Raw genomic sequence first — 21,191 nt, forward strand, 5'->3', positions numbered from 1 at the left:
CTTATGAAATTGAGTTTAAAATACATGTTTCTGCTTGCCATGTTTGCTTTATGCACACAAAGAACCATAGCGCAGCAAACCAAGGCTGCTCATATTGACACCCTGATTCAAAGAGCAAACAGATTAGGTTTATTTAATGGTAATGTATTAGTTGCCGATCATGGGAAGGTTATTTATAAAGCCGCGATAGGCTATGCCGATGCACGTAAAACTATAAGGCTTACCGATCAGTACCGCTTTCATATAGGGTCAATAGCTAAAGAATTTAATGCCGTTGGTATCATGATGCTTGAGGAACAAGGTAAACTGAGCCTGGACGACAAAGTGTCTAAGTACCTGCCTCAACTGCCTGCCTGGGCAAATAAGATCAGCATCATTAACCTGTTGCAATACACAAGCGGTTTGCCCGATGTAAAATGGAAGACAGTTAAAGATGACGCCGGTAATATGGCCGATTTGATCAAAATTGACTCGCTTGATTTTGAGCCGGGTAAAAAATATGCGTACAATAACAATAATGTTTTTTTGCAGCGCCGCATTATCGAAAAGATAACAGGACAGAGCTTTAAACAATTTGTTGAAGATCATGAATTGAAGCCGGCCGTCATGAATACTGCTATCGTTGACCCCGATGAAAATGATAAGCTTGTTGCCCAGTCATATAATAATGATGGCAAGCCAGACGGCCTGGTATACCCCATATCTGGCTGGACAGCTGTAACGCTGGATGACTTTTATGCCTGGGCCAATGCCATTTCTAAGTTTAAACTGATGAGTCCCGTTGCTACCCGTGAGATCATTAATGGCGTAACTCCGGGAAGACAATCTGGCCTTGGCGGCGGTAGCATGGAAGGTGATAAGATGCTCAGCCATGTTCATGATGGCACTTCATTTAATTACCAGGCGTTACTGGTAAACAAGGTGCCGGAAGGCGTTACTATTATATTGATGACCAATAATAAACAGGGAAACCTGTATTCAATTGAAAAATCTATTGAAGCCATTTTAGATGGTAAACCTTACGCGCAGGTTAAGAAGTCCTTTCTTGATGCGTTTAGCGCAAAGCTTGACTTAATGAGCGGTGAGCAAATTATCAGCTTTTATAATGAGCTTAAAAGTAAACACGGCGATGAATACAGTTTTGATGACGAAAATACATTGAACGAAACGGGGTATTATTTAATGAGTAAAAAGAGACTGGCAGATGCTGTTGCTGTTTTTGAATATAATACCAAACTATTTCCAAAATCGGGCAATGTGTTTGACAGCCTTGGTGAGGCATATTACAATCAGGGCAATAAACCATTGGCCCTGTTGAATTATAAAAAGTCGTTACAACTTGATCCTGCAAATGACAATGCCAAAAAAATCATAACCGAATTGGATAAATAGGGGAGCCTGCAATAAAAATGATAAGGGGTTTATTGACGGGCTAAATTTTGCAACCACTTACCAACTCCTATATATCCGTCTGTTAACGCCGGTTTGCTTAGGCAAGCCGGCTAACAGATTTTATCGGTTCAATAAGATCATTTCAAAATTACCGCAGATCTGCTCAATGAAAGCTGTTATAAAGGCAAGGTTAGGCAATCAACACAGCTGTTTTAAAAATGTAATAAACTTTATCCTCATAATGTTGTTTTGTTCACTGATCGGTAACATCGCTTTATATGCCCCCAAAAACTTATTCAATTTTGGGCTGGCATATTTAAAAAGATGATTTAACTTTAAGGCGTTCCGTTTTGGCTATTTATTGCCATATTTACGTCAAAACCGAACCAGATAAATAGAAAAACATACAATCACTTATGCAGGAATTAGACCCCACCATTCTTCAAAAAGCAAATTCATGGCTTCAAGGAAATTATGACGCTGATGTTAAGCAGGAAATTCAAAAGTTAATTGACGATAAGGCTTATACCGAACTGACAGATTCATTTTACCGCGATCTGGAATTTGGTACAGGAGGCCTTCGCGGTACTATGGGGCCAGGTTCAAACCGTATCAATAAATATACAATAGGTGCGGCCACACAAGGTTTAGCTAATTACCTGAAAAAAACATACCCGGGCGAAAAAATCAAAGTTGCCATTGCTCACGACAGCCGCAATAATGCCGATTTCTTTTCGACTATTACAGCCGAGGTTTTTTCGGCAAATGATATTTACGTTTACTTTTTTAAAGCACTTCGCCCTACTCCCGAGCTCTCATTTGCCGTACGCCAGTTAGGTTGCAAAAGTGGTGTAATGCTTACAGCATCACACAACCCTAAAGAGTATAACGGTTATAAAGCTTACGGTGCTGATGGCGGCCAATTTGTGGCGCCACATGATAAAGCAGTGATGGACGAGGTTGCCGCTATCAGCAGTATCGATGAGATAAAATTTAATCGTGTTGATGCTAATATCGAAGAAATAGGAGAGGATATTGATGAGCTTTACCTGAGCAAAATCACCGAGCTTTCTGTTTCGCCGGATGCAATTGCGCGTCAAAAAGATCTAAAAATAGTTTATTCGCCTATTCATGGCACGGGCATTACGTTGGTTCCTCAAGCCTTAAAAAGGTTTGGTTTTGAGAATGTGATCCTGGTTGATGAGCAAATTACACCTGATGGTAACTTCCCTACGGTAGTTTATCCTAACCCGGAAGAAAAAGAAGCATTAACACTTGCGCTTAAAAAAGCCCAGGATACTGATGCTGACCTGGTGTTAGCTACCGACCCTGATGCCGATCGTGTAGGTATTGCTGTAAAGAATACCGATGGCGAATTTGTGCTCCTTAATGGTAACCAAACCGGCGCCATGCTCATTAATTATTTATTAACTGCATGGGAAGAAAAAGGTAAGCTTACAGGTAAAGAGTACATTGTTAAAACCATTGTTACCACCAACCTTATCGAGCGTATTGCCGAAGCTAAAAATGTTACTTACTATAACACATTAACCGGCTTTAAATACATCGGTGAGCTGATGACCCATTTTGAAGGTAAACAAACTTTTATTGGTGGCGGTGAAGAAAGCTATGGTTATTTGATAGGCGAACTGGTAAGGGATAAAGATGCCGTTATTTCAAGTACGTTCATTGCCGAAATGACTGCTTATTATAAGGATAAAGGCAGCAGCTTGTTCGAAGCGTTGATTGATACTTATGTACAATATGGCTTTTACAAAGAAAAATTGATCTCTTTAACCAAAAAAGGTAAAACCGGTGCCGAAGAGATTAAGGAGATGATGGAGAAATTCCGTACAAATCCTCCGGCTACTTTAGGTGGTTCAAAAGTAATTACGCTTAAAGACTACGAAAAACGCGTGGAAACTGATTTAGTAAGCAATACTTCTAAACCAATTGAATTGCCAACATCTGATGTTTTGCAGTTTATCACTGAAGATGGAAGCATTATTTCGGCACGCCCTTCTGGTACCGAGCCTAAAATTAAGTTTTATTGCAGCGTGAACGGCAAACTTGCCAGTAAAGAAGCTTACAACGGAACAGATAAACAGCTCGACGCTAAAATTGCCTCAATTATGCAGGATCTTGGTGTTTGATACTAAATCAAGCTACATAAAAAATCCCGGCCGATTAATAATTGGCCGGGATTTTTTTATGTGATTTAACGCAGTTTTATTACATCGTTTTTCTCGGTCGCCTTGGCCTGTCACCTGAAGGCGATTGCTCATTATTACTCCTGTAGCCGCCCTGACTATTATTGTTATTGTAGCTTCGGGTATTGTTAGGCCTGCTGTTATTATTGTTGCGGTTATTGTTGTTGCCGTATCCAAATGACTTGCGGGGTGGCGGGGTTTTCTTAACAAAATCGTCGTTTATTTTTACGCTTAAAATACGGTCTGCAATTGGGGTGCCATCTAAAGCAATCACGGCATTCTCGGCCCCTGTACGATCTTTCATTTCCAGAAATGCGTATCCCTTGCATATTCTTGTTTTTTTGTCACGTACAATTTTAATCGTTTCCACATCGCCATGCGGACCTATCATTTTAACAAGTTCCAGTTCTGTCATTTCCAGAGGAAAGCCGCCTACAAATAATTTGACCATTTATAAATTGAGATTAAAGATGATAGATAACCACCGTATACAAATTTCGTTTGATTTTTTTTAAATAAAGGATGTTTTTGTGTTAAAACCAAAGTTTATTTAATAAATCGGTTATTAAAAGTCATAAAAAGTATAAAAGGGGCATTCCATGCCTTTTCAAAAATAAGTTTATCAATACAAAGCGGAGAATGACTGATATGCATTTTTAAATATTATGGCTGGCCTGTTTGCTGCTATTTCGTTTTCGAGATGCTTGCTGGTAAATATTGCTACTCCCATTTCAGTTTTTACCTGGTATCGTAATGATAAATTCAACATACTTGTATCCCAGTTATAAATATCTGCATAATTGTTTGGACGCCCGGTAAAAGGGCCATATGCTTTTAAAAAATCACTGAGCACTTTGTAAGCATCACTCATTCTGAAAAAAAGATAAATGCTTACTATCTTATTTTTATAGGCACGGAAACCTATTGCATTCAATAACAAGCTATCTCCTAATACTAACAGACTACTGTCTTTATATTGATAACGTACGCAACTATCAGCATCTGGTTGGGCATCGTTATCTAAATAGGAAAGTTTATACGAAGGGATTTGAGCAATATCTTCACCAAGTGTCAATCCGTTAATCCCGTTGCAAAATTTTAAATACTCAACAGATCCTGGTGTTTTAGACTGAGAGAAAACCAACACCGGTAAAAGACAGGCTACTACAATCAAAAGCTTTTTAATTGCTGTTTTTGGTACTTCATTAGATGTTTTCATAATGTGTCAGGGTTTTACAGTAGCCAAACAACCCCGATGCCATGTCAGTATTAATATAAGTTTATATTAATTTTTATTTAATTTTTAAAATATTGAGTTTATATAATTTAATTTATTGCAATTATATAAATTGATTGTTGATATAGTGTATAGAAAATGAAGCGTTTATCTGTATCAGTGTCTTGTTTTGTTAACTATAAATTAAATTTAATGCCCAAAGCTAATTTGACGGAAATTTTTTAAGAGGCATTGACAGTACAATTGTTCTCAATTAAAAACAAACTAAAACGCATTAGCAATGCTTCAAATCCATATCTTTGAGAAGATAAACCAGGGACAATTGTACCATTGTTCTTAAAATGAAAGCCTGTTAGTTGCCGTTTTAATTAAGTTATTGAGTATTTAATCTGCTGAAATTAATGTGTTTGATTAAATGCCATGTAGCATGCTGTGTATTATTAAAAAACTTTATAACAAAAATGAAATACATCTTCTGCCTGTTTTTTTTATTAATTAGTCTTTCGGCAAATGCGTTAACTGACACAAACACTTTACTCGAAGAACTAAAAAATGAAATAGCAAAGAAAAATGTATACGACGGTGCTAAAGAGGTAAGGATTCAGAAATTAAAAGTATATCAGTCAAAACTTTCGCAAACAGATTATGATGCCCGGTTTGACACCTGGGATAAGCTTTATACCGAATATAAATCATATCAATTTGATTCGGCCTATGTTTATGTGGATAAAATGATATCGCTGAGCAAGGTAACCGGGAATAAAAAACGGGAATATTATAGCTATGTTAAGATGGCTTTTATTCTCCTTTCGTCAGGTATGTTTAACGAAACCTTTGATTATTTACATAAAGTGGATGTACACGCTTTGAGCGATGTAGATAAAGTAGACTATTATTTTCTTTTAGGCCGATGTAATTACGACCTGGCAAAGTATAGTAATGATAAGTATTTCACCCCAGATTATATCTCTGCGGGTAACAAATACATTGATTCTGCAGTTTCATTTTGTGGTAACGACCATATCATGCATACTTACCTGCTTGCTTTGCAGGATTACCAAAAAAGAGATTATAAAGAGGGGCGTATCAGGTTCAGGAAACTACTTGAACGGGACATGCCGATATCTATGCACCTCCGAGCCATGGTTTCCTGCTCGTTGGGAGCAATATGTTTAGAGGATAATGAGCCTGAGGAAGGATTGAACCTCATGATCCGCTCGGCTATAGCCGATATAAAATCATCTACCCGCGAAACTGTTGCTTTATTCACACTTGCCGAACTGCTGTACAAACAGGATAATATTAAAGATGCTTATAGTTTTATTCAATTGGCGAAATCTGACGCTGATTTTTACGGTGCCCGCCAGCGCAAGATTCAAATCGGTGCAATTTTACCGTTAATAGCCGCCGCCGAGCTTAATAATACTGAGCATCAAAAAAACCGCTTCCTGATGTTTTTGTTAATTATTACTGCGCTCGCTGTACTGATTGTTTTTTTCCTGGTGATGATAGTCAAACAATTAAAAAAACTCAAGATTAAAGAAGCTATAATTGAGGGAAAAAACGTTCAGTTGAACCATATCAACGGCAAGTTGATTGAAGATGCAAAAATCAAGGAAGAATACATTGGTCAGTTTTTTAAAGCCATCTCGGGATATATAGTTAAGCTCGAAAATTTAAAGATTTCCATCGACGCCAAGCTTTCCATGAAAAAGTATGATGCCATACATACATTTGTAGATAGCATAGATATTAAAAAGGAAAGGGAAAACCTATACTATAGCTTTGACCATATCTTTTTAAAGATCTTCCCTAACTTTATTACCGTATTTAACAGCCTTTTTGCCGAAAAAGATCAAATCTGGCCCGATGAAGATGAAGTATTAAATACCGATCTCCGCATATTTGCGCTTATCAGAATGGGTATTGCCGATAACGAAACAATTGCCAAAATACTGGAGTATTCTGTTAATACAATTTACGTTTATAAAATGAGGATCAAAGCAAAATCATTGCACCCAGATCAGTTTGAACAACGTATTATGGATATCAAAGCTTTTGATTATAATTGACTTTTTAAGAGAAATTATGAGTTGAAACCCTGTAGGATTACCAAATCTTACGGGGTTTTTAGTATAAAAAGTATTATAAATGATTAAAAAATCATTATATTTTTTTTGCGTTATAATTATATAACTATTTGGTTTTCAATATTTTAAATAAAAAAAACATCGAAAAAGTTTATAAAAATCATTAAAATAAGCCATTTTTTCCTTGCTAACCGTTGTGAACGTTTTTCTGAATTTATTTATAATTAAATTGCATTAGATTTTAATCTGTAATAATTGTAAACCATTACATTTTTAAACGACCAGTTATTGTTAATCTTATCCTGTTGCCTACCCATTAGTTGGTGAGGGGAAATGTTTTTGATAGCATTTGTGTGTATGCTTTGAGGATATTATTTTTATAATAACCGCAAACCATATCTGCATAATTTTCGTATACTGATGTAGGGTCTCTTTGTTGCAGTTTAAAAACTAAACCCAAACAACAACCAATTTCAACTAAATCTCAAGTTTTATGCAAATTAAACATTTACTCAACGTATGTTTCTTTGCTGTTTTTCTCTTTTTGATGGAGCCTGCTATGGCCCAAAATAAGGTGATAACCGGTAAGGTAACTGACAAAAAGGATGGTTCCCCTTTAATAGGGGTATCGGTAGTAACTGCTGTAGGTGCATCAGGTGGCGCCATAACCACAACTGATGGTTCTTATCGTATATCAGTGCCTGCAAATGCTGCAAGTCTTACATTTACTTATGTAGGATACGCTAATCTTACAGTTGCTATTAATGGACGTACAGCCATTAACGTAAGTATGGAAAGCGACAGCAAAACGCTAAGCGAAGTTGTAGTTATCGGTTATGGTACTCAACGAGTAAAAGATGCTACGGGTTCAGTAGCTTCATTGAGCACCAAAGACTTTAACAAAGGTGTAATTTCAACCCCCGATCAGTTATTACAAGGCCGTATCGCGGGCGTTCAGGTTACCCCTTCAAGTGGTGAGCCGGGCGCTGCGTCTTCTATTTCTATCCGTGGTACAGGTTCAATAAGGGCAGGCAATGACCCATTATATGTAATTGATGGTGTGCCTATAGCCAATGATGCCAATGCTGCTTCGGGAGCTACTACAGGCTCTTTGGGTATGTCGTCTGCAAGAAACCCGCTTGCATTCTTAAATCCGGCCGATATCGAAAATATATCCGTATTAAAAGACGCTTCGGCTTCAGCTATTTATGGTTCACGTGGTGCAAACGGTGTGGTGTTGATCACTACCAAAAAAGGCCGTAAAGGTGCAGGTATCCAATTTTCATCCAATACCTCTATCAGCAGCGTTGCCAAACGTTATGACCTGTTAAATGCACAGCAATTTATAGCGGCAGTTACAGCAACAGGTGCAGATGCAAGCGCTGTTAATAAAGGGGCCAATACCAATTGGCAAGACCAGATTTTCCGTACCGCTGTATCGCAAAACTATAACTTAGGTTTTGGCGGCGCAAAAGGGGGGTTCAATTATCGCGCATCTTTTAGCTATGACGACCAGAACGGTACAGTAAAAAAATCGCAATTGAAACGCGGAACCGGTCGTTTAAACGCGTCACAACTGCTTCTTGGCGACAGGATCAAATTAGATCTTTCATTCCTGGCTGCTGATTTGCGTAATACTTATGCGCCTATTACCAATAATGCCGGTTTTCAAGGCAGCTTGATCGGTGCAACCCTGGGTGCAAATCCAACCTATCCTATTAAAAATGCCGATGGTACTTATTATTTTGACGGTACCAACAGGAACCCGGTTGCCATGCTTAACCTGATTGATGATAAAGACAGGGTGCACAGGTATCTTGGTAATTTTGGTGCAACCTTTAAAATTACTAAAGACTTATCGTACAAAGGAACCTTTGGTAATGACTATTCAATCGCTAAAAGAACTACTTATTATGATCCGTTGCTGCAGGGGTACACCGATGCTGATAACGTGCGTGGGCAAACTATCTCGCAAATTTCGGGTAATGGCCGCGGTCAGATTCAGAACGTTAAGTTGAGCTCACAAATTACCGAGCATACATTAACCTATGACAAAAAATGGGCAGATAAGAGTGCATTAACCGTATTAGCCGGTTATTCATATCAGGTGTTTAAAAACTACAGCTGGAACGATGTGCGCTGGAATACAACCACTGCTAATGTTTTAGTGAAAAGCATTGATGCGTTTAAGAACAGGCTGCCAATTTATGGTGATACTTCTAAATCGGAGTTACAGTCATACTATGGCAGGGTTAACTACTCATTTATGGATCGTTACCTGGTAACAGCTACTGTACGTTCAGACGGTTCATCCAAATTTGGTGCTAACCACAAACGCGCAACTTTCCCGGCGTTGGCTATTAAGTGGAAAGTTATGAATGAAAGCTTTGCGCCAAAAGGCGTATTTGATGACTTGAGCCTTCGTTTAAATTATGGTAAAACAGGTAACCAGGAGTTCCCACCTTATCAGTCATTAGCTGTAACGCAGTATAATTTTGGTAATAACAGTAATACATTGTTATGGTCGCCAAATCCGGATTTGAAATGGGAAACAACCACTCAATATGGTGCCGGTATTGATTTTGCTATCTTTAACAATAGGGTAACAGGTACTCTTGATTACTTCAATAAAACCACCAAAGATCTTTTGTTCTTCCAATATTTTTCAGCTCCGGCTCCGTCTCCGGGGCAATGGATTAACCTTCCTGGTAAGATCATAAACAAAGGTTTTGAATTAGGTTTGAATATAGCTGCTGTACAAAGTTCAAAATTCAGGTGGGATGTGGCTTACAACATGACTGTTTTGAAAAATACGGTTAAAGATTTTAAACAGCGTATTGTAAATACAGGTGCCATAAACGGACAAGGTTTGTCAGGTGCTTATGCGCAGGTAATACAAAACGATTACCCAATATTCACCTTCAAAGTACCTCAATTTAATGGGTTTGACTCAAACGGGTTTGGTATTTATCCAAACGGTATTGATAAAGCTACATTGCAGGGAAGTGCATTGCCTAAGTTTACAACGAGCTTAACCAATAACTTTAGCTACGGGCCGTTCAACGCAAGTATCTTTATTAACGCGGCAACAGGTTTTTATATTTATAACAACACTGCCAATGCCTACTTTTACCGAGGCAACCTTGTTACTGGTCATAACGTAACACAAGAAGTAGCAAAGAGTAACGAAAATGTACTGAACTCTGGCGAGGTATCAACCCGCTTTCTTGAAAAAGGCGATTTTGTGCGTCTTTCAAACGTTACTTTAGGTTACACAGTAAACCTTGGTAAATCAAAAGTTTTCAAATCACTAAACTTTAATGTTAGCGGTCAAAACCTTGCCTTAATAACCGGTTATAAAGGCCTCGATCCTGAAGTTAACACAAATAAAGATATCAACAACGTGCCGTCAAGGGGAATCGATTACGCTTCCTATCCAAAACCACGTACAATTACATTAGGTATAAACGCAGGATTTTAAAATTATTAAAATGAAAAATATTACATTGAAAATTTCAGCGATTTGTGCTACCGGCCTTCTCTTTACGGCTACCAGTTGTACAAAATTGAATGAAACCGTTTATGGATCAAAATCCGTATCAAATGGTAATGCGGGGTCGGCATCTGATCTTAATGGCGTTTACGCCCAACTAAACGGACAAGCAAACCAGGCTAATACATATGCATTGCAAGAGCATCCAACCGATGAAATGATGGGCCCGACAAGGGGAACCGACTGGGGGGATTTTGGCACCTGGCGTAAATTGCACACCCACACCTGGGATGCTTTACACCAGCAGATCAGCGATACCTGGGATGAGTTAAACACAGGTGTTTATCGTGCTACACAGGTAATTAATACATCTGGTGTGAGCGCACAGATAAAAGGTGAGGCTAGCTTTTTACGTGCTTATTTTATGTGGCAGGTAGTTGATCTTTACGGGCAGGCACCGTTCAGGGATCCGGCAGCCCCATCTGATGAAAACCCAAAAGTTTATAATCGCAGCGACGCAACTGATTTTATCATTAAAGATCTTCAGCTTGCCGAATCAAGTCTTGGAGCGGCAACATCAATAGGGAAGGCCTCAAAGGCAGCAGCCGAAGCTTTGCTTGCTAAAGTTTACCTGAATAAAGCCGTTTATAAAGCTACTTCGGTTGGCGGCCCGTTCACGTTTGATAAGGCAGATATGGATAAAGTTATTGGCTATGCCAACAGCATTGCCGATGCCGGTTATCAGATAGAGCCTGCAGGTAAGTATTTTCAGGACTTTGCATGGGATAATACAGAAAAATCGCAGGATATCATTTTTGGTATAATTAATACTGCCACAAATGCTCCGGCAAATACACACAACCGCTGGAGAATGGGCATGCACTATAACCAATCGCCAGGTGGCTGGAACGGCTTTACCACCCTTGCTGATTTTTACAACAACTTTGATCCAAAAGACGAAAGAAGAGGTGGCGATTATCCGGGATTAACAGAGCTTAATGGTTTAAATACAGGTTTCCTTGTAGGGCAGCAATATGGCCCGGGCCATAAGGCTTTAACAACCCGTGGTGGCGCCCCGCTTATTTTTACTCCTAAAGTTGATCTTAACTATTCAACAGAGGCGCAAGGTATCAGGGTAATTAAATACTTCCCTAAACCTAACGCTGATGGCTCTGTAAACGATGATAACGCTACTAACACGCTTATTATATTACGTTACGCCGATGTTCGTTTGATGAAGGCTGAGGCTATTATGAGGGGCGGTACCGATCCTAAAGGCGAAACTGCTCTTTCAATAGTAAACTCAATCCGTGTTCCGCGCGGTGCAGCTGCGCTTACCACTGTTGATGAAAAGGCGATGCTTGCCGAACGTGGTTTTGAGCTTTATTATGAAGGCTGGAGAAGAAATGACCAGATCCGTTTTGGTACTTTCAATAATCCTGTAGATCAGCGCCCAAGCGCTTCTGATAAAACAAGGACAGTATATCCAATACCTCAACGTGCTGTCGACTCTAACCCCAATCTTAAACAAAACGCAGGTTATTAATATTTGAGATTTATTTGATTGAAAGGAACGTAGCGGAAAACTCCGCTACGTTTGTTTTATCCCTGATTATATGCATCCAAAGATACCCCTGTCTCTATTTGGCTTAACCCTTACCATTCTTTGCGCTTGTAATGGTGCCAATAAGCAAACCCTGTTTACGCTCCAAAATAACGAAGCAATGGGCGTAAATTTTGCTAACCAGCTTAATGATCAGGACCGTACAAACGTTTTTACTTTCCGTAATTATTATAACGGGGGCGGGGTGGCTATCGGTGATGTTAATAACGACGGTTTAAACGACGTTTACTTAACCTCAAACATGGGTGGCAACCAGTTATATATCAATAAAGGGAATTGGAAATTTGAAAATGTAACCGGTAAGGCAGGGGTTAAAGGGACTAAGTACTGGAGCACCGGAGCAACCATGGTTGATATCAATGGTGATGGATGGCTTGATATTTACGTTTGTCATAGTGGAAATGCACGCGGCAATGAAAAAGGAAATGAATTGTTTATAAACCAGCATGATGGTACGTTTAAAGAAGAAGCCCAAAAGTATGGCCTGGTGGATAACGGGTTATCAACCCAGGCCATATTTTTCGACTATGATAACGACGGCGATCTGGATTGCTTTGTATTAAATAACTCTTTCAGGCCCATAGAATCCTTCGATTTCAGTAAAAACCTTCGCGCTGTTGTTGACGAGCTGGGTGGCGCACGGCTGTACCGTAACGATGGCGGACACTTCACCAATGTAACTAAAGACGCCGGCATCTATTCGAGTGACATTGGATTTGGATTAGGCGTTTCTGTTGCGGATATAAACCAGGACGGGTATCCTGATATTTATGTATCCAACGATTTTTTTGAGCGCGATTACCTCTACATTAATCAAAAAAACGGAACTTTTAAAGAAGATATTCAAAATGAAACCGGTCACCTGAGCCTGGCTTCAATGGGGTCGGATATCGCCGATGTCAATAACGATGGGCAGTATGATATTTTTACTACCGAGATGTTGCCCGAAGGTGATCAGCGGCTAAAAAAGATGACGGCGTTTGAATCTTACGACGTAATCAAAGCTAAACAACGCGATGGCTATTACAACCAATACATGCAAAATTGCCTGCAGGTGCGTAATGGAGATGGCACTTTTTCCGAAACTGCCTTTTACTCAGGAGTAGCCGCGACAGACTGGAGCTGGGGAGCGTTGATGTTTGATATGGATAATGATGGTTGGAAAGACATTTTTGTATCAAACGGTATCTACAAAGATCTTACAGATCAGGACTATATCGAGTTTTTGGGGAACCGAGACAATATGGCAAAGATCGCCGAGGGCAGAAAAAAGTTTGATTATAAGGATTTTACTGATAAAATGGCATCATCGCCCATTTCAAATTATGCCTATCTGAACAATCACAACCTAACCTTCACCAATAAATCAGCTGATTTTGGTTTGGATAAGCCAGGGTTCAGCAACGGATCATCCTATGCAGATCTCGACAACGATGGAGACAATGATCTCATCGTAAATAATGAAAATGCTCCTGTATCGATCTTTAAAAATAATGCCGAAAAAAATGGCAACCATCACATTCAATTAAAATTGAATGGTGCCGGATTAAATACTTTTGGTATTGGCGCAACGGTAAAGGTATTTATGAAGGGTAGTTCACTGATTTATTACAATCAACCAACGCGTGGGTTCCAAAGTTGCACGTCGCCCAATTTGCTTACTATCGGCATCGGAAAATACAAAACGATTGATTCAATACAGGTGATTTGGCCCGGCAATAATTATCAGTTACTGAAAAATGTAATTGCTGATAAAGTTTATACTATAAAACAAACTGACGCTAATTTGAAATACAACTGGACAAAGCCTCCGGTTAAAACAATGTTTGCGGATGTTACCAAATCGATCTTTGACAGCATCCCAAGGCATAAAGAGGATGATTTTATCGACTTTGACAATGAGCGTCTGATGCTCCAGATGTTATCGACAGAAAACCCGTACATGGCGACCGGCGATGTTAACGGTGATGGTCTTACAGATTTTTACTTCGGCAGCTCAAAAAACAATTTTGCAGCTATCTATATTCAACAAAAAGACGGACGGTTTAAACAAACCGTTCCCGATGATTTTAAAAAGCAAGGGTATCTTGAAAATGCGGGTGCCGTTTTTGGCGATTTTGATGGCGACGGCGACCTTGACCTGATCATAGGAGTAGGGGGCAATGCCGATGAAGCAGAAACACCGATTTATAATCCGCGTTTTTTTGTAAACGATGGCAAGGGCAATTTTCATCGCGACCCCGAAAGGACGTTACACGCCGCGGTTAATACTTCGGTAATTGTTTCGGCAGATTATGACGGCGACGGCAAACCCGACCTTTTTATTGGTGGCAGAAGCGTACCGGGACTTTATGGTTGCTCGCCTCGCTCATTTGTTTTTCATAACGATGGTAACGGGCATTTTACGGACGTATCTAAAGCTGTATTAGGTAATGATACAAAGCTGGGAATGGTAACAGCCGCCAAATGGGTTGATATAGATAATAATGGTTCGCCCGATTTGATAGTGGCAGGTAACTGGATGGGGATCCGGATCTTTAAAAACAATAAAGGTAAGTTTACTGAAGATAAGCAACTGGCTAACTACAAAGGTTGGTGGAGCAGCTTGGAGGTTGCCGATGTAGATGGTGATGGTACACTTGATATTATTGGCGGTAACATTGGCCTCAATTCAAAATTCAGGGCGTCGTTTGATCAGCCAATGGAAATTCACGTAAAGGATTTTGATAATAATGGCACTAAAGAATGCGTAACCTCCATGTATAAAAGCGATGGTGTAAACTACGTTTTCCATATGAAGCCCGATTTAGTAGGCCAAATGCCCATCCTAAAAAAACGCTTTTTACGCTATATAGACTATGCAGGCAAGCCATTTAACGAAGTATTTACTGCAGATATGCTTGATGGCGCTGAAACGCATCAGATGAACTTCCTGGCCTCGGCTGTATTCTTTAATAAAGGCGGAAAATTTAGCTGTAAACCGTTGCCCGCTGATGCGCAGCTATCAATGGTAAATACTATTTTGTGTGTCGATATTGATAATACAGGCACCAGGAAGATCATATTAGGTGGCAATTTTTATGGCTTTAAGCCCGAAGTCGGGAGGCTTGATGCTAACCACGGTCAGGTTTATCAATACACAAAAAATGGGTTTACTTATTTCCCTACTGCGCAAACCGGGCTCAATTTAAACGGACAGGTGCGCTCATCGGTTGTTATTAAAAATGCAGGGGGCAAAAACTACTACCTGTTTGGCATTAACGATGAACCGCTTAAAGCTTATGAACTTCGCTAACACCAATTTAATGCTGTTTAACAAAAATACTTTTAAATATTTCCTTATACTGTTATGCATTGGTGTAGCGGGTTTGTTTTCCTGTAAACCGCAAAAAGGTGGTGAGGGCATATTTAAATTGCTCCCGGCCAATGAAACAGGAGTAACCTTCGTCAATAAAAATATAGTAACAGATTCGGTTAATATTTTAGATTACCTGTATTTCTACAACGGAGCAGGGGTAGCCACTGCCGATTTTAATAACGACGGCCTGCCCGATTTGTATTTTGTATCTAACCAGGGGCCGAATAAACTTTACCTGAACAAAGGCGGGATGAAGTTTGAGGATATTACGGATAAGGCTGGTGTTGCCGGTACAGGTAGCTGGCAAACCGGTGTAACGGTGGTTGATATCAATGGCGATGGGCTTAAGGATATATACGTGAGCGTAGTATCAGGCTATAAGACTTTTAAAGGAAAAAATCAGCTTTATATCAACAATGGAGATTTAACTTTTACCGAAAGTGCAGCTAAATATGGGCTCGATTTTGCCGGCCTCTCAACTCAGGTATCGTTTTTTGATTACGATAAAGATGGCGACCTGGATATGTTCCTGCTTACCTCATCAGTGCACAGCAATGATACTTATGGTGATTCCACCCAACGGTTCAAATACAGTCATGACGCGGGCGATCATCTTTTCAGAAATGATAATGGACATTTTACAGATGTAACCGTTGGATCTGGTATTTATTCGGCTCCGATTGGCTATGGCCTGGGGGTAAGCATTGGAGATTTAAATAACGACGGATGGGACGATATTTATGTAAGTAACGACTTTTTTGAGCAGGACTATTATTACGTTAACCAGCATAACGGCACTTTTAAAGAGGAATTAAAAAGTGCATTCGGCCATACAAGCCTGTTTTCGATGGGGAATACCATCAGCGATATCAATAAGGACGGGCACCTGGATGTGCTTAGCACCGATATGCTTCCTGAAGAAATGAAAGTGCTCCGCTCGACCATAAATGACGAACCCCTGGATATTTACAACCAGGAAGTTAATGCCGGGTATTACTATCAATATTCAAAAAATTGCCTGCAGCTAAACGTAGGTAATGGTAATAAGTTTGTTGATTTGAGTTTATATAGTGGTATTTCGGCTACAGACTGGACCTGGTCGCCGCTGGTTCAGGACTTTGATATGGATGGCACGAAGGACATGTTCTTTTCTAATGGTATTAAACGCCGCCTCAATGATATGGATTACCTGAAATACCTTGGTGACCCTACGGTAATGCAAGCCTACAAGGAAAACCGCGTATTTGACAAGGAAAAGATCAATAAAATGCCGGAGGGCGGCGTGCATAACTACTTTTATCGCGGAGGGGATAAGCTGAAGTTTACCGATGAATCATCGGCTAATGATATGCAACAGGCATCCATATCGGCAGGCGCGGTTGCCGTTGATCTGGACAATGACGGCGACCTTGATATGGTAACCAATAACATGGATGAACCGGCCTTCATTTATAAAAACACAACAATTGAAAGTCATAAAGAGGGCAAGCCTTCTTTTCTGAAATATGCTGTAAAGTATAATCTTTTGAACCGTGATGGTATCGGCACCAAATTTTTCCTGAAATCAAAAAAACATATCGATCACCAGGAAATCCAAACCAGTAACGCTTACGAGAGCAATTTAAACAATGAGTTGCTATTTACGTTTGAGCCAGGTGATAAACCGGAATCGCTATTGGTAGTATGGCCGGATAATAGCTATCAGGTGATCAAAGATTTCAAGCCCGGACAGAAGACAATTATAAGTTATAATGCACAGATAGTTGACAGGAAACCTGTAGACGGGGTTATAGATGCCTTCATCAGCGATAAAAAGCAGTTTGACTATAAGCCCGTGCAATCAAAACTTTTGGCATCAGTTAAAACTTTTGACACGCCTGATTTTAATTATTACTCACTTTTACCCCATACCTATTTGCCACATACGCCGGCAGTTGCTGTAGCCGATGCAAATAATGACGGCATTGATGATATTTATGTAGGTGGTATTGCAGATGAGGAAAAATATATACTTGCAGGCAATAAATCTGGCGGCTTCAACAAAATAAGGGTGGCATTATTTGATCAGTATAAAAACACCGGCGATGAACAGGCTGTATGGGCAGATGTAAATAATGATGGCAAACCCGATTTGATCGTGATCAGCGCCAATCATCCATTTTTGGAGACAGAAAAGTTGGTTCAGCCGCGATTATATTTAAACAAAGGCAATTTCCAGTTTGAATATAAGCCGCTGCCGAAAATTAATTACCAGGCATCAAAAATCACCTTATTTGATTTTAATGGGGACGGTCTGAATGATATTTTATTAACAAGTGCCGTTTCATTTAAAGACTATACAGCCGTTGTTCCGTCTTCAATTTTAATTAACAAAGGCAATAGTGCATTTGAAATAAGTCATGATAAAGCTTTTGATGAAATTACTAACCTGCAATATGTTACCAGTGTAACAACAACCGACATTGATCATAATGGCAAACCCGACCTGCTGATCACTGCCGAGTGGCAGCCCGTTTATATTTTTCTGAATGACGGAAAAAAACTAAAGCGATTTTCGTCGAAGGTTTTAGACAAGGAAAAGGGCTGGTGGCAATCGGCAATGATAACCGATGTTGATGGCGATGGTAAGGCCGACCTGATTGCCGGTAACTGGGGCCTAAACAATAAATATAACGTTGCCGCTGATCAACCGTTGTTCGCCTATAATACCGATTTGGATAAGGACGGCAAAAACGATCTGATCCTCTCATACTTTTACAAAAGCTTATACTATCCGTTCCGCCCTAAAAATGATTTGGAGCAGGAACTGCCATATCTTAAAAAAGAATGGCTCAGCTATCAAAAAATGGCCGACAAAACCACTTCCGAAATATTTAAAGATAAATTGGATGATGCTAGGCGCCTTAGCGTAAATCAGTTCAATAGTATTTTTGTGAGCGATGTATTACATGCGGCGTCGGTTACGCCACTGCCTTATTTGTACCAGCAAGCCCCGATTAAGTCGGTGTTAAAAGATGACAGCGGCAATATATTGCTCAACGGAAACTTTTGGGGGGTAGTACCTTATGAAGGTAAGTATGATGCGCTTGGTTTAGCCGAGCTTGGTTATAATAAAAATAACAAAGCTTTTGAAAATCCCGGCTATTGGGTAAATGCCTCATTCAATTTTCAGGAGCTCAGTAATTTAATACCGCTTAAAACGGCTATTCCTCATAGTTATTTAGTAGTTACTTATGACGGCCGGTTACTGCAGATAAACCACTAAATTAAAATATCGGGTAATATATTTGGGTGATCCATTTTGAGGTATCTTTTTCAACCGAACGGTCGGTTATTAATGACTCAAACGGCATTGCCGGGGATATCAGCCTATGGTCTTTCATGTATATTTTGATCTGGGCCAAAGCATCCTTTACAGTGTTGGAGCCGCCTTTTACATCGGCTACTAACAAATTACCTCCTTTGGGTATATAGTTTATAGCAGTTTTTGCCGATGGTATGATCTTTTTATTGATGGGAACCGCAACACTTACCTGGTATTGCTCTTCGCCGATTTTCGTAGCATTCATCATCGGATAATTGGTTTCTTTGGCGCCGCTGGCAGTTACTTGTTTCCTTAAATCGGTAATGATATTGTAAACGTACGGGGTAGACGGATAGGTGCTTAACAGGGTTGTTGAGGTTATTAAAACAGTATCCTGCGCAGCTTTTAAATAGATTTTATACCCATAAGCGTTTTTTTCATTTTGTAAAAAAAGTTTAAGGTGGTTGGCAATTTCCGTTATCTGTTTTTCAATACCCGTTAGTTTAAAGTTATCAAGTATAGGAGGGAAGGCCGCTCCACTTTCTTTTGTAATGTCCCAGATAACTTTAACTTCACCTTCATTAGCTGCCAGGTAATTAACTGTACAATTAAGATAGAGTTTATCTTTTTGAATACTGAGCTCGGCCCCGCCGTTGGTAAACTTGATGGTCTTAAATTCAAGATCGTTGTAGCGGAATTGGCGGTCATTTATTTTAGTTCCGGGCCACCATTTGTGCCAGTTGTTTTGATTAGTTAAAAATTTGGCAGTAACAAAGTCCGAAGCCTCAATAGTTTCTGTATAACTGATACTTTTTTTTGATGGAATAACACAGACGATAACAATAGCAAAAACTAAAATGATAAGAACTTTTTTCTTCATTGGTTTATAAAAGCGGAATACAAGGGATCGTAAATTTAACAATCTTGCATCATTTGTAACACATATTGTATTGAAAATATAACATGTGTTTATTTAAGTGAAAAAGTGCATTTTTTAATCAAAAAGCAAACTATTTTATACTGCTCTATTGCTAAAAAAAGCCTATATTGGCTGTTAAGCAATTAAAAAAAACCGATAGGTTTTCCCTATTTACCTGTTTGGTTTTAACCTATTTTATAATTTATGAGATCCTTTTTATTTTGCCTTTCCGGGGTATTATTTCTATTTACATCCTGTAAAAAACCTGATTATGAAAAAGTAATTCACGACCCTGAACTTTACCGTTTAACCGTTAAAAAGTTGAATGATATCGTTCTTGAAAATAACTTTCCGCCGGTAACAGCTTCCCGTAATTATGTATATGCCAATATCGCTGCATATGAAGTCATTGCCTCCGGCGATCCTGAACATTTTAAATCATTAGCGGGGCAAATTAAGCACCTGCCTGTCGTACCAAAAGCATCAAAAGACACAGCTGTTGACTATCAGTTTGCTTCGCTGCTTGCATTTTGCACCGTTGGCAATGCGGTAACATTTCCAGAAGGTAGTATGGATCAATATGTTGACGAACTCAAAAAGAAAGCTAAAGATGCAGGTATGCCGTCGGCACTGTTTGAAGGCTCGGTAAATTATGCCGGTAAAGTTGCCAAATTTATACTAAAATGGAGTAAGGGAGATCATTATGCCCAAACGCGTTCGGCAAGTAAATATACTGTGAAACAGCAGGATGGCCGCTGGATCCCGACGCCGCCCATGTATGCTCAGGCTTTGGAAGCGCATTGGGGCGAGATCAGGCCGATGGTGCTGGATTCAACGGCGCAATTTATTCCACCTGATCCACCGGTATTTAATGTTAAAGATCATAACAGCCCCTTTTATAAACAGGCGCTTGAGGTAAAACAAATAGTTGACAGCCTGACCAAAGAACAAAAACACCAGGCCGATTTTTGGGATGATAATGCTTTTAAGCTCAATGTAGTAGGCCATGCATCGTTTGCAACCAAGAAGTTTTCGCCAGGAGGGCACTGGATGAATATAACAGCTATAGGCACACGCAGTAAAAAGTTTGATTTTGGTACTACGGTTAGCGTTTATACCGAAACCTCAATTGCCCTGTTCGACGGTTTTATCAATTGCTGGTATCTTAAATATCGCTCAAACTACGTACGGCCAGAAACTATAATTACCAAATATATAGATGCCGACTGGCGCCCGTACATTCAAACGCCTCCATTTCCGGAATACAGCAGTGGTCACGCTGTGATTTCATCGGCTGCTGCCGAGGTACTTACCAATAGAATTGGTGATGATTTTGCCTATACAGATTCATCAGAAATGGAGTTTGGGATCGATCCTTTATCTTTTAAGTCATTCCGGGAGGCGGCAAAATCTGCAGCTATGTCGAGGGTAATGGGAGGGATCCACTTCAAAAATGCCTGTGTTGTAGGCAACAAACAAGGTGCCGAAATAGGGCAACTGGTTGTTAAAAAGCTTCAGTTAAAGGTTAAGTAGTATTTTAGTTATTGAATTTAAGTTATTGATT

11 protein-coding genes are annotated in these 21,191 nt (G+C 39.6%); 8 read left to right on the forward strand and 3 right to left on the reverse strand.

Annotated features, from left to right (window positions below):
- Positions 1-3 precede the first annotated feature (3 nt).
- Positions 4-1,392, forward strand: coding sequence for a serine hydrolase (locus ACEN9X_RS26020; RefSeq protein WP_413667906.1), 1,389 nt, complete (start codon positions 4-6; stop codon positions 1,390-1,392).
- A 416-nt stretch (positions 1,393-1,808) separates the two neighbouring features.
- A complete protein-coding gene (locus ACEN9X_RS26025) occupies positions 1,809-3,545 on the forward strand; it encodes a phospho-sugar mutase (protein WP_413667907.1) in 1,737 nt (578 codons plus the stop codon).
- 79 nt (positions 3,546-3,624) lie between these two features.
- Here the strand turns inward: ACEN9X_RS26025 and ACEN9X_RS26030 are convergent, their stop codons facing one another.
- Together ACEN9X_RS26030 and ACEN9X_RS26035 are read right to left on the reverse strand one after the other, a co-directional pair.
- The gene (locus ACEN9X_RS26030) at positions 3,625-4,053 is read right to left on the reverse strand and encodes an RNA recognition motif domain-containing protein (protein WP_413667908.1); all 429 of its coding nucleotides are present in this window, start codon (positions 4,051-4,053) and stop codon (positions 3,625-3,627) included.
- A gap of 171 nt (positions 4,054-4,224) precedes the next feature.
- Entirely contained in the window at positions 4,225-4,821 is a 597-nt protein-coding gene (locus tag ACEN9X_RS26035; protein WP_413667909.1) for a hypothetical protein, read from the reverse strand.
- Between the two features lie 479 nt (positions 4,822-5,300).
- On the opposite strand from ACEN9X_RS26035, the gene ACEN9X_RS26040 reads away from it, so the two are divergent.
- The 5 genes from ACEN9X_RS26040 to ACEN9X_RS26060 all read left to right on the forward strand — a co-directional run bounded on the left by ACEN9X_RS26040 (position 5,301) and on the right by ACEN9X_RS26060 (position 18,669).
- Positions 5,301-6,911 (forward strand): DUF6377 domain-containing protein, encoded by a 1,611-nt coding sequence (locus ACEN9X_RS26040; protein WP_413667910.1) that lies wholly within the window; start codon positions 5,301-5,303, stop codon positions 6,909-6,911.
- A 511-nt stretch (positions 6,912-7,422) separates the two neighbouring features.
- Positions 7,423-10,410 carry a SusC/RagA family TonB-linked outer membrane protein gene (locus ACEN9X_RS26045; protein WP_413667911.1) on the forward strand — a complete coding sequence of 996 codons (2,988 nt, stop codon included), beginning with the start codon at positions 7,423-7,425 and terminating at the stop codon, positions 10,408-10,410.
- Positions 10,411-10,420: 10 nt separating this feature from the next.
- Positions 10,421-11,968 (forward strand): RagB/SusD family nutrient uptake outer membrane protein, encoded by a 1,548-nt coding sequence (locus ACEN9X_RS26050; RefSeq protein ID WP_413667912.1) that lies wholly within the window; start codon positions 10,421-10,423, stop codon positions 11,966-11,968.
- Positions 11,969-12,038: 70 nt separating this feature from the next.
- Positions 12,039-15,341, forward strand: coding sequence for a VCBS repeat-containing protein (locus tag ACEN9X_RS26055; RefSeq protein WP_413667913.1), 3,303 nt, complete (start codon positions 12,039-12,041; stop codon positions 15,339-15,341).
- Positions 15,328-18,669 carry an FG-GAP repeat domain-containing protein gene (locus ACEN9X_RS26060; protein ID WP_413667914.1) on the forward strand — a complete coding sequence of 1,114 codons (3,342 nt, stop codon included), beginning with the start codon at positions 15,328-15,330 and terminating at the stop codon, positions 18,667-18,669. The genes ACEN9X_RS26055 and ACEN9X_RS26060 overlap by 14 nt, the downstream gene beginning before the upstream one ends.
- A 1-nt stretch (position 18,670) precedes the next feature.
- Here ACEN9X_RS26060 and ACEN9X_RS26065 read toward each other — a convergent pair whose 3' ends face one another.
- Positions 18,671-19,588, reverse strand: a complete 918-nt coding sequence (locus ACEN9X_RS26065) for a hypothetical protein (RefSeq protein WP_413667915.1) — start codon at positions 19,586-19,588, stop codon at positions 18,671-18,673.
- Between the two features lie 243 nt (positions 19,589-19,831).
- On the opposite strand from ACEN9X_RS26065, the gene ACEN9X_RS26070 reads away from it, so the two are divergent.
- The gene (locus ACEN9X_RS26070; RefSeq protein ID WP_413667916.1) at positions 19,832-21,160 is read left to right on the forward strand and encodes a vanadium-dependent haloperoxidase; all 1,329 of its coding nucleotides are present in this window, start codon (positions 19,832-19,834) and stop codon (positions 21,158-21,160) included.
- Positions 21,161-21,191 lie beyond the last annotated feature (31 nt).

It is taken from the genome of Mucilaginibacter sp. Mucisp86 (assembly GCF_047324315.1).
Lineage (GTDB): Bacteria > Bacteroidota > Bacteroidia > Sphingobacteriales > Sphingobacteriaceae > Mucilaginibacter.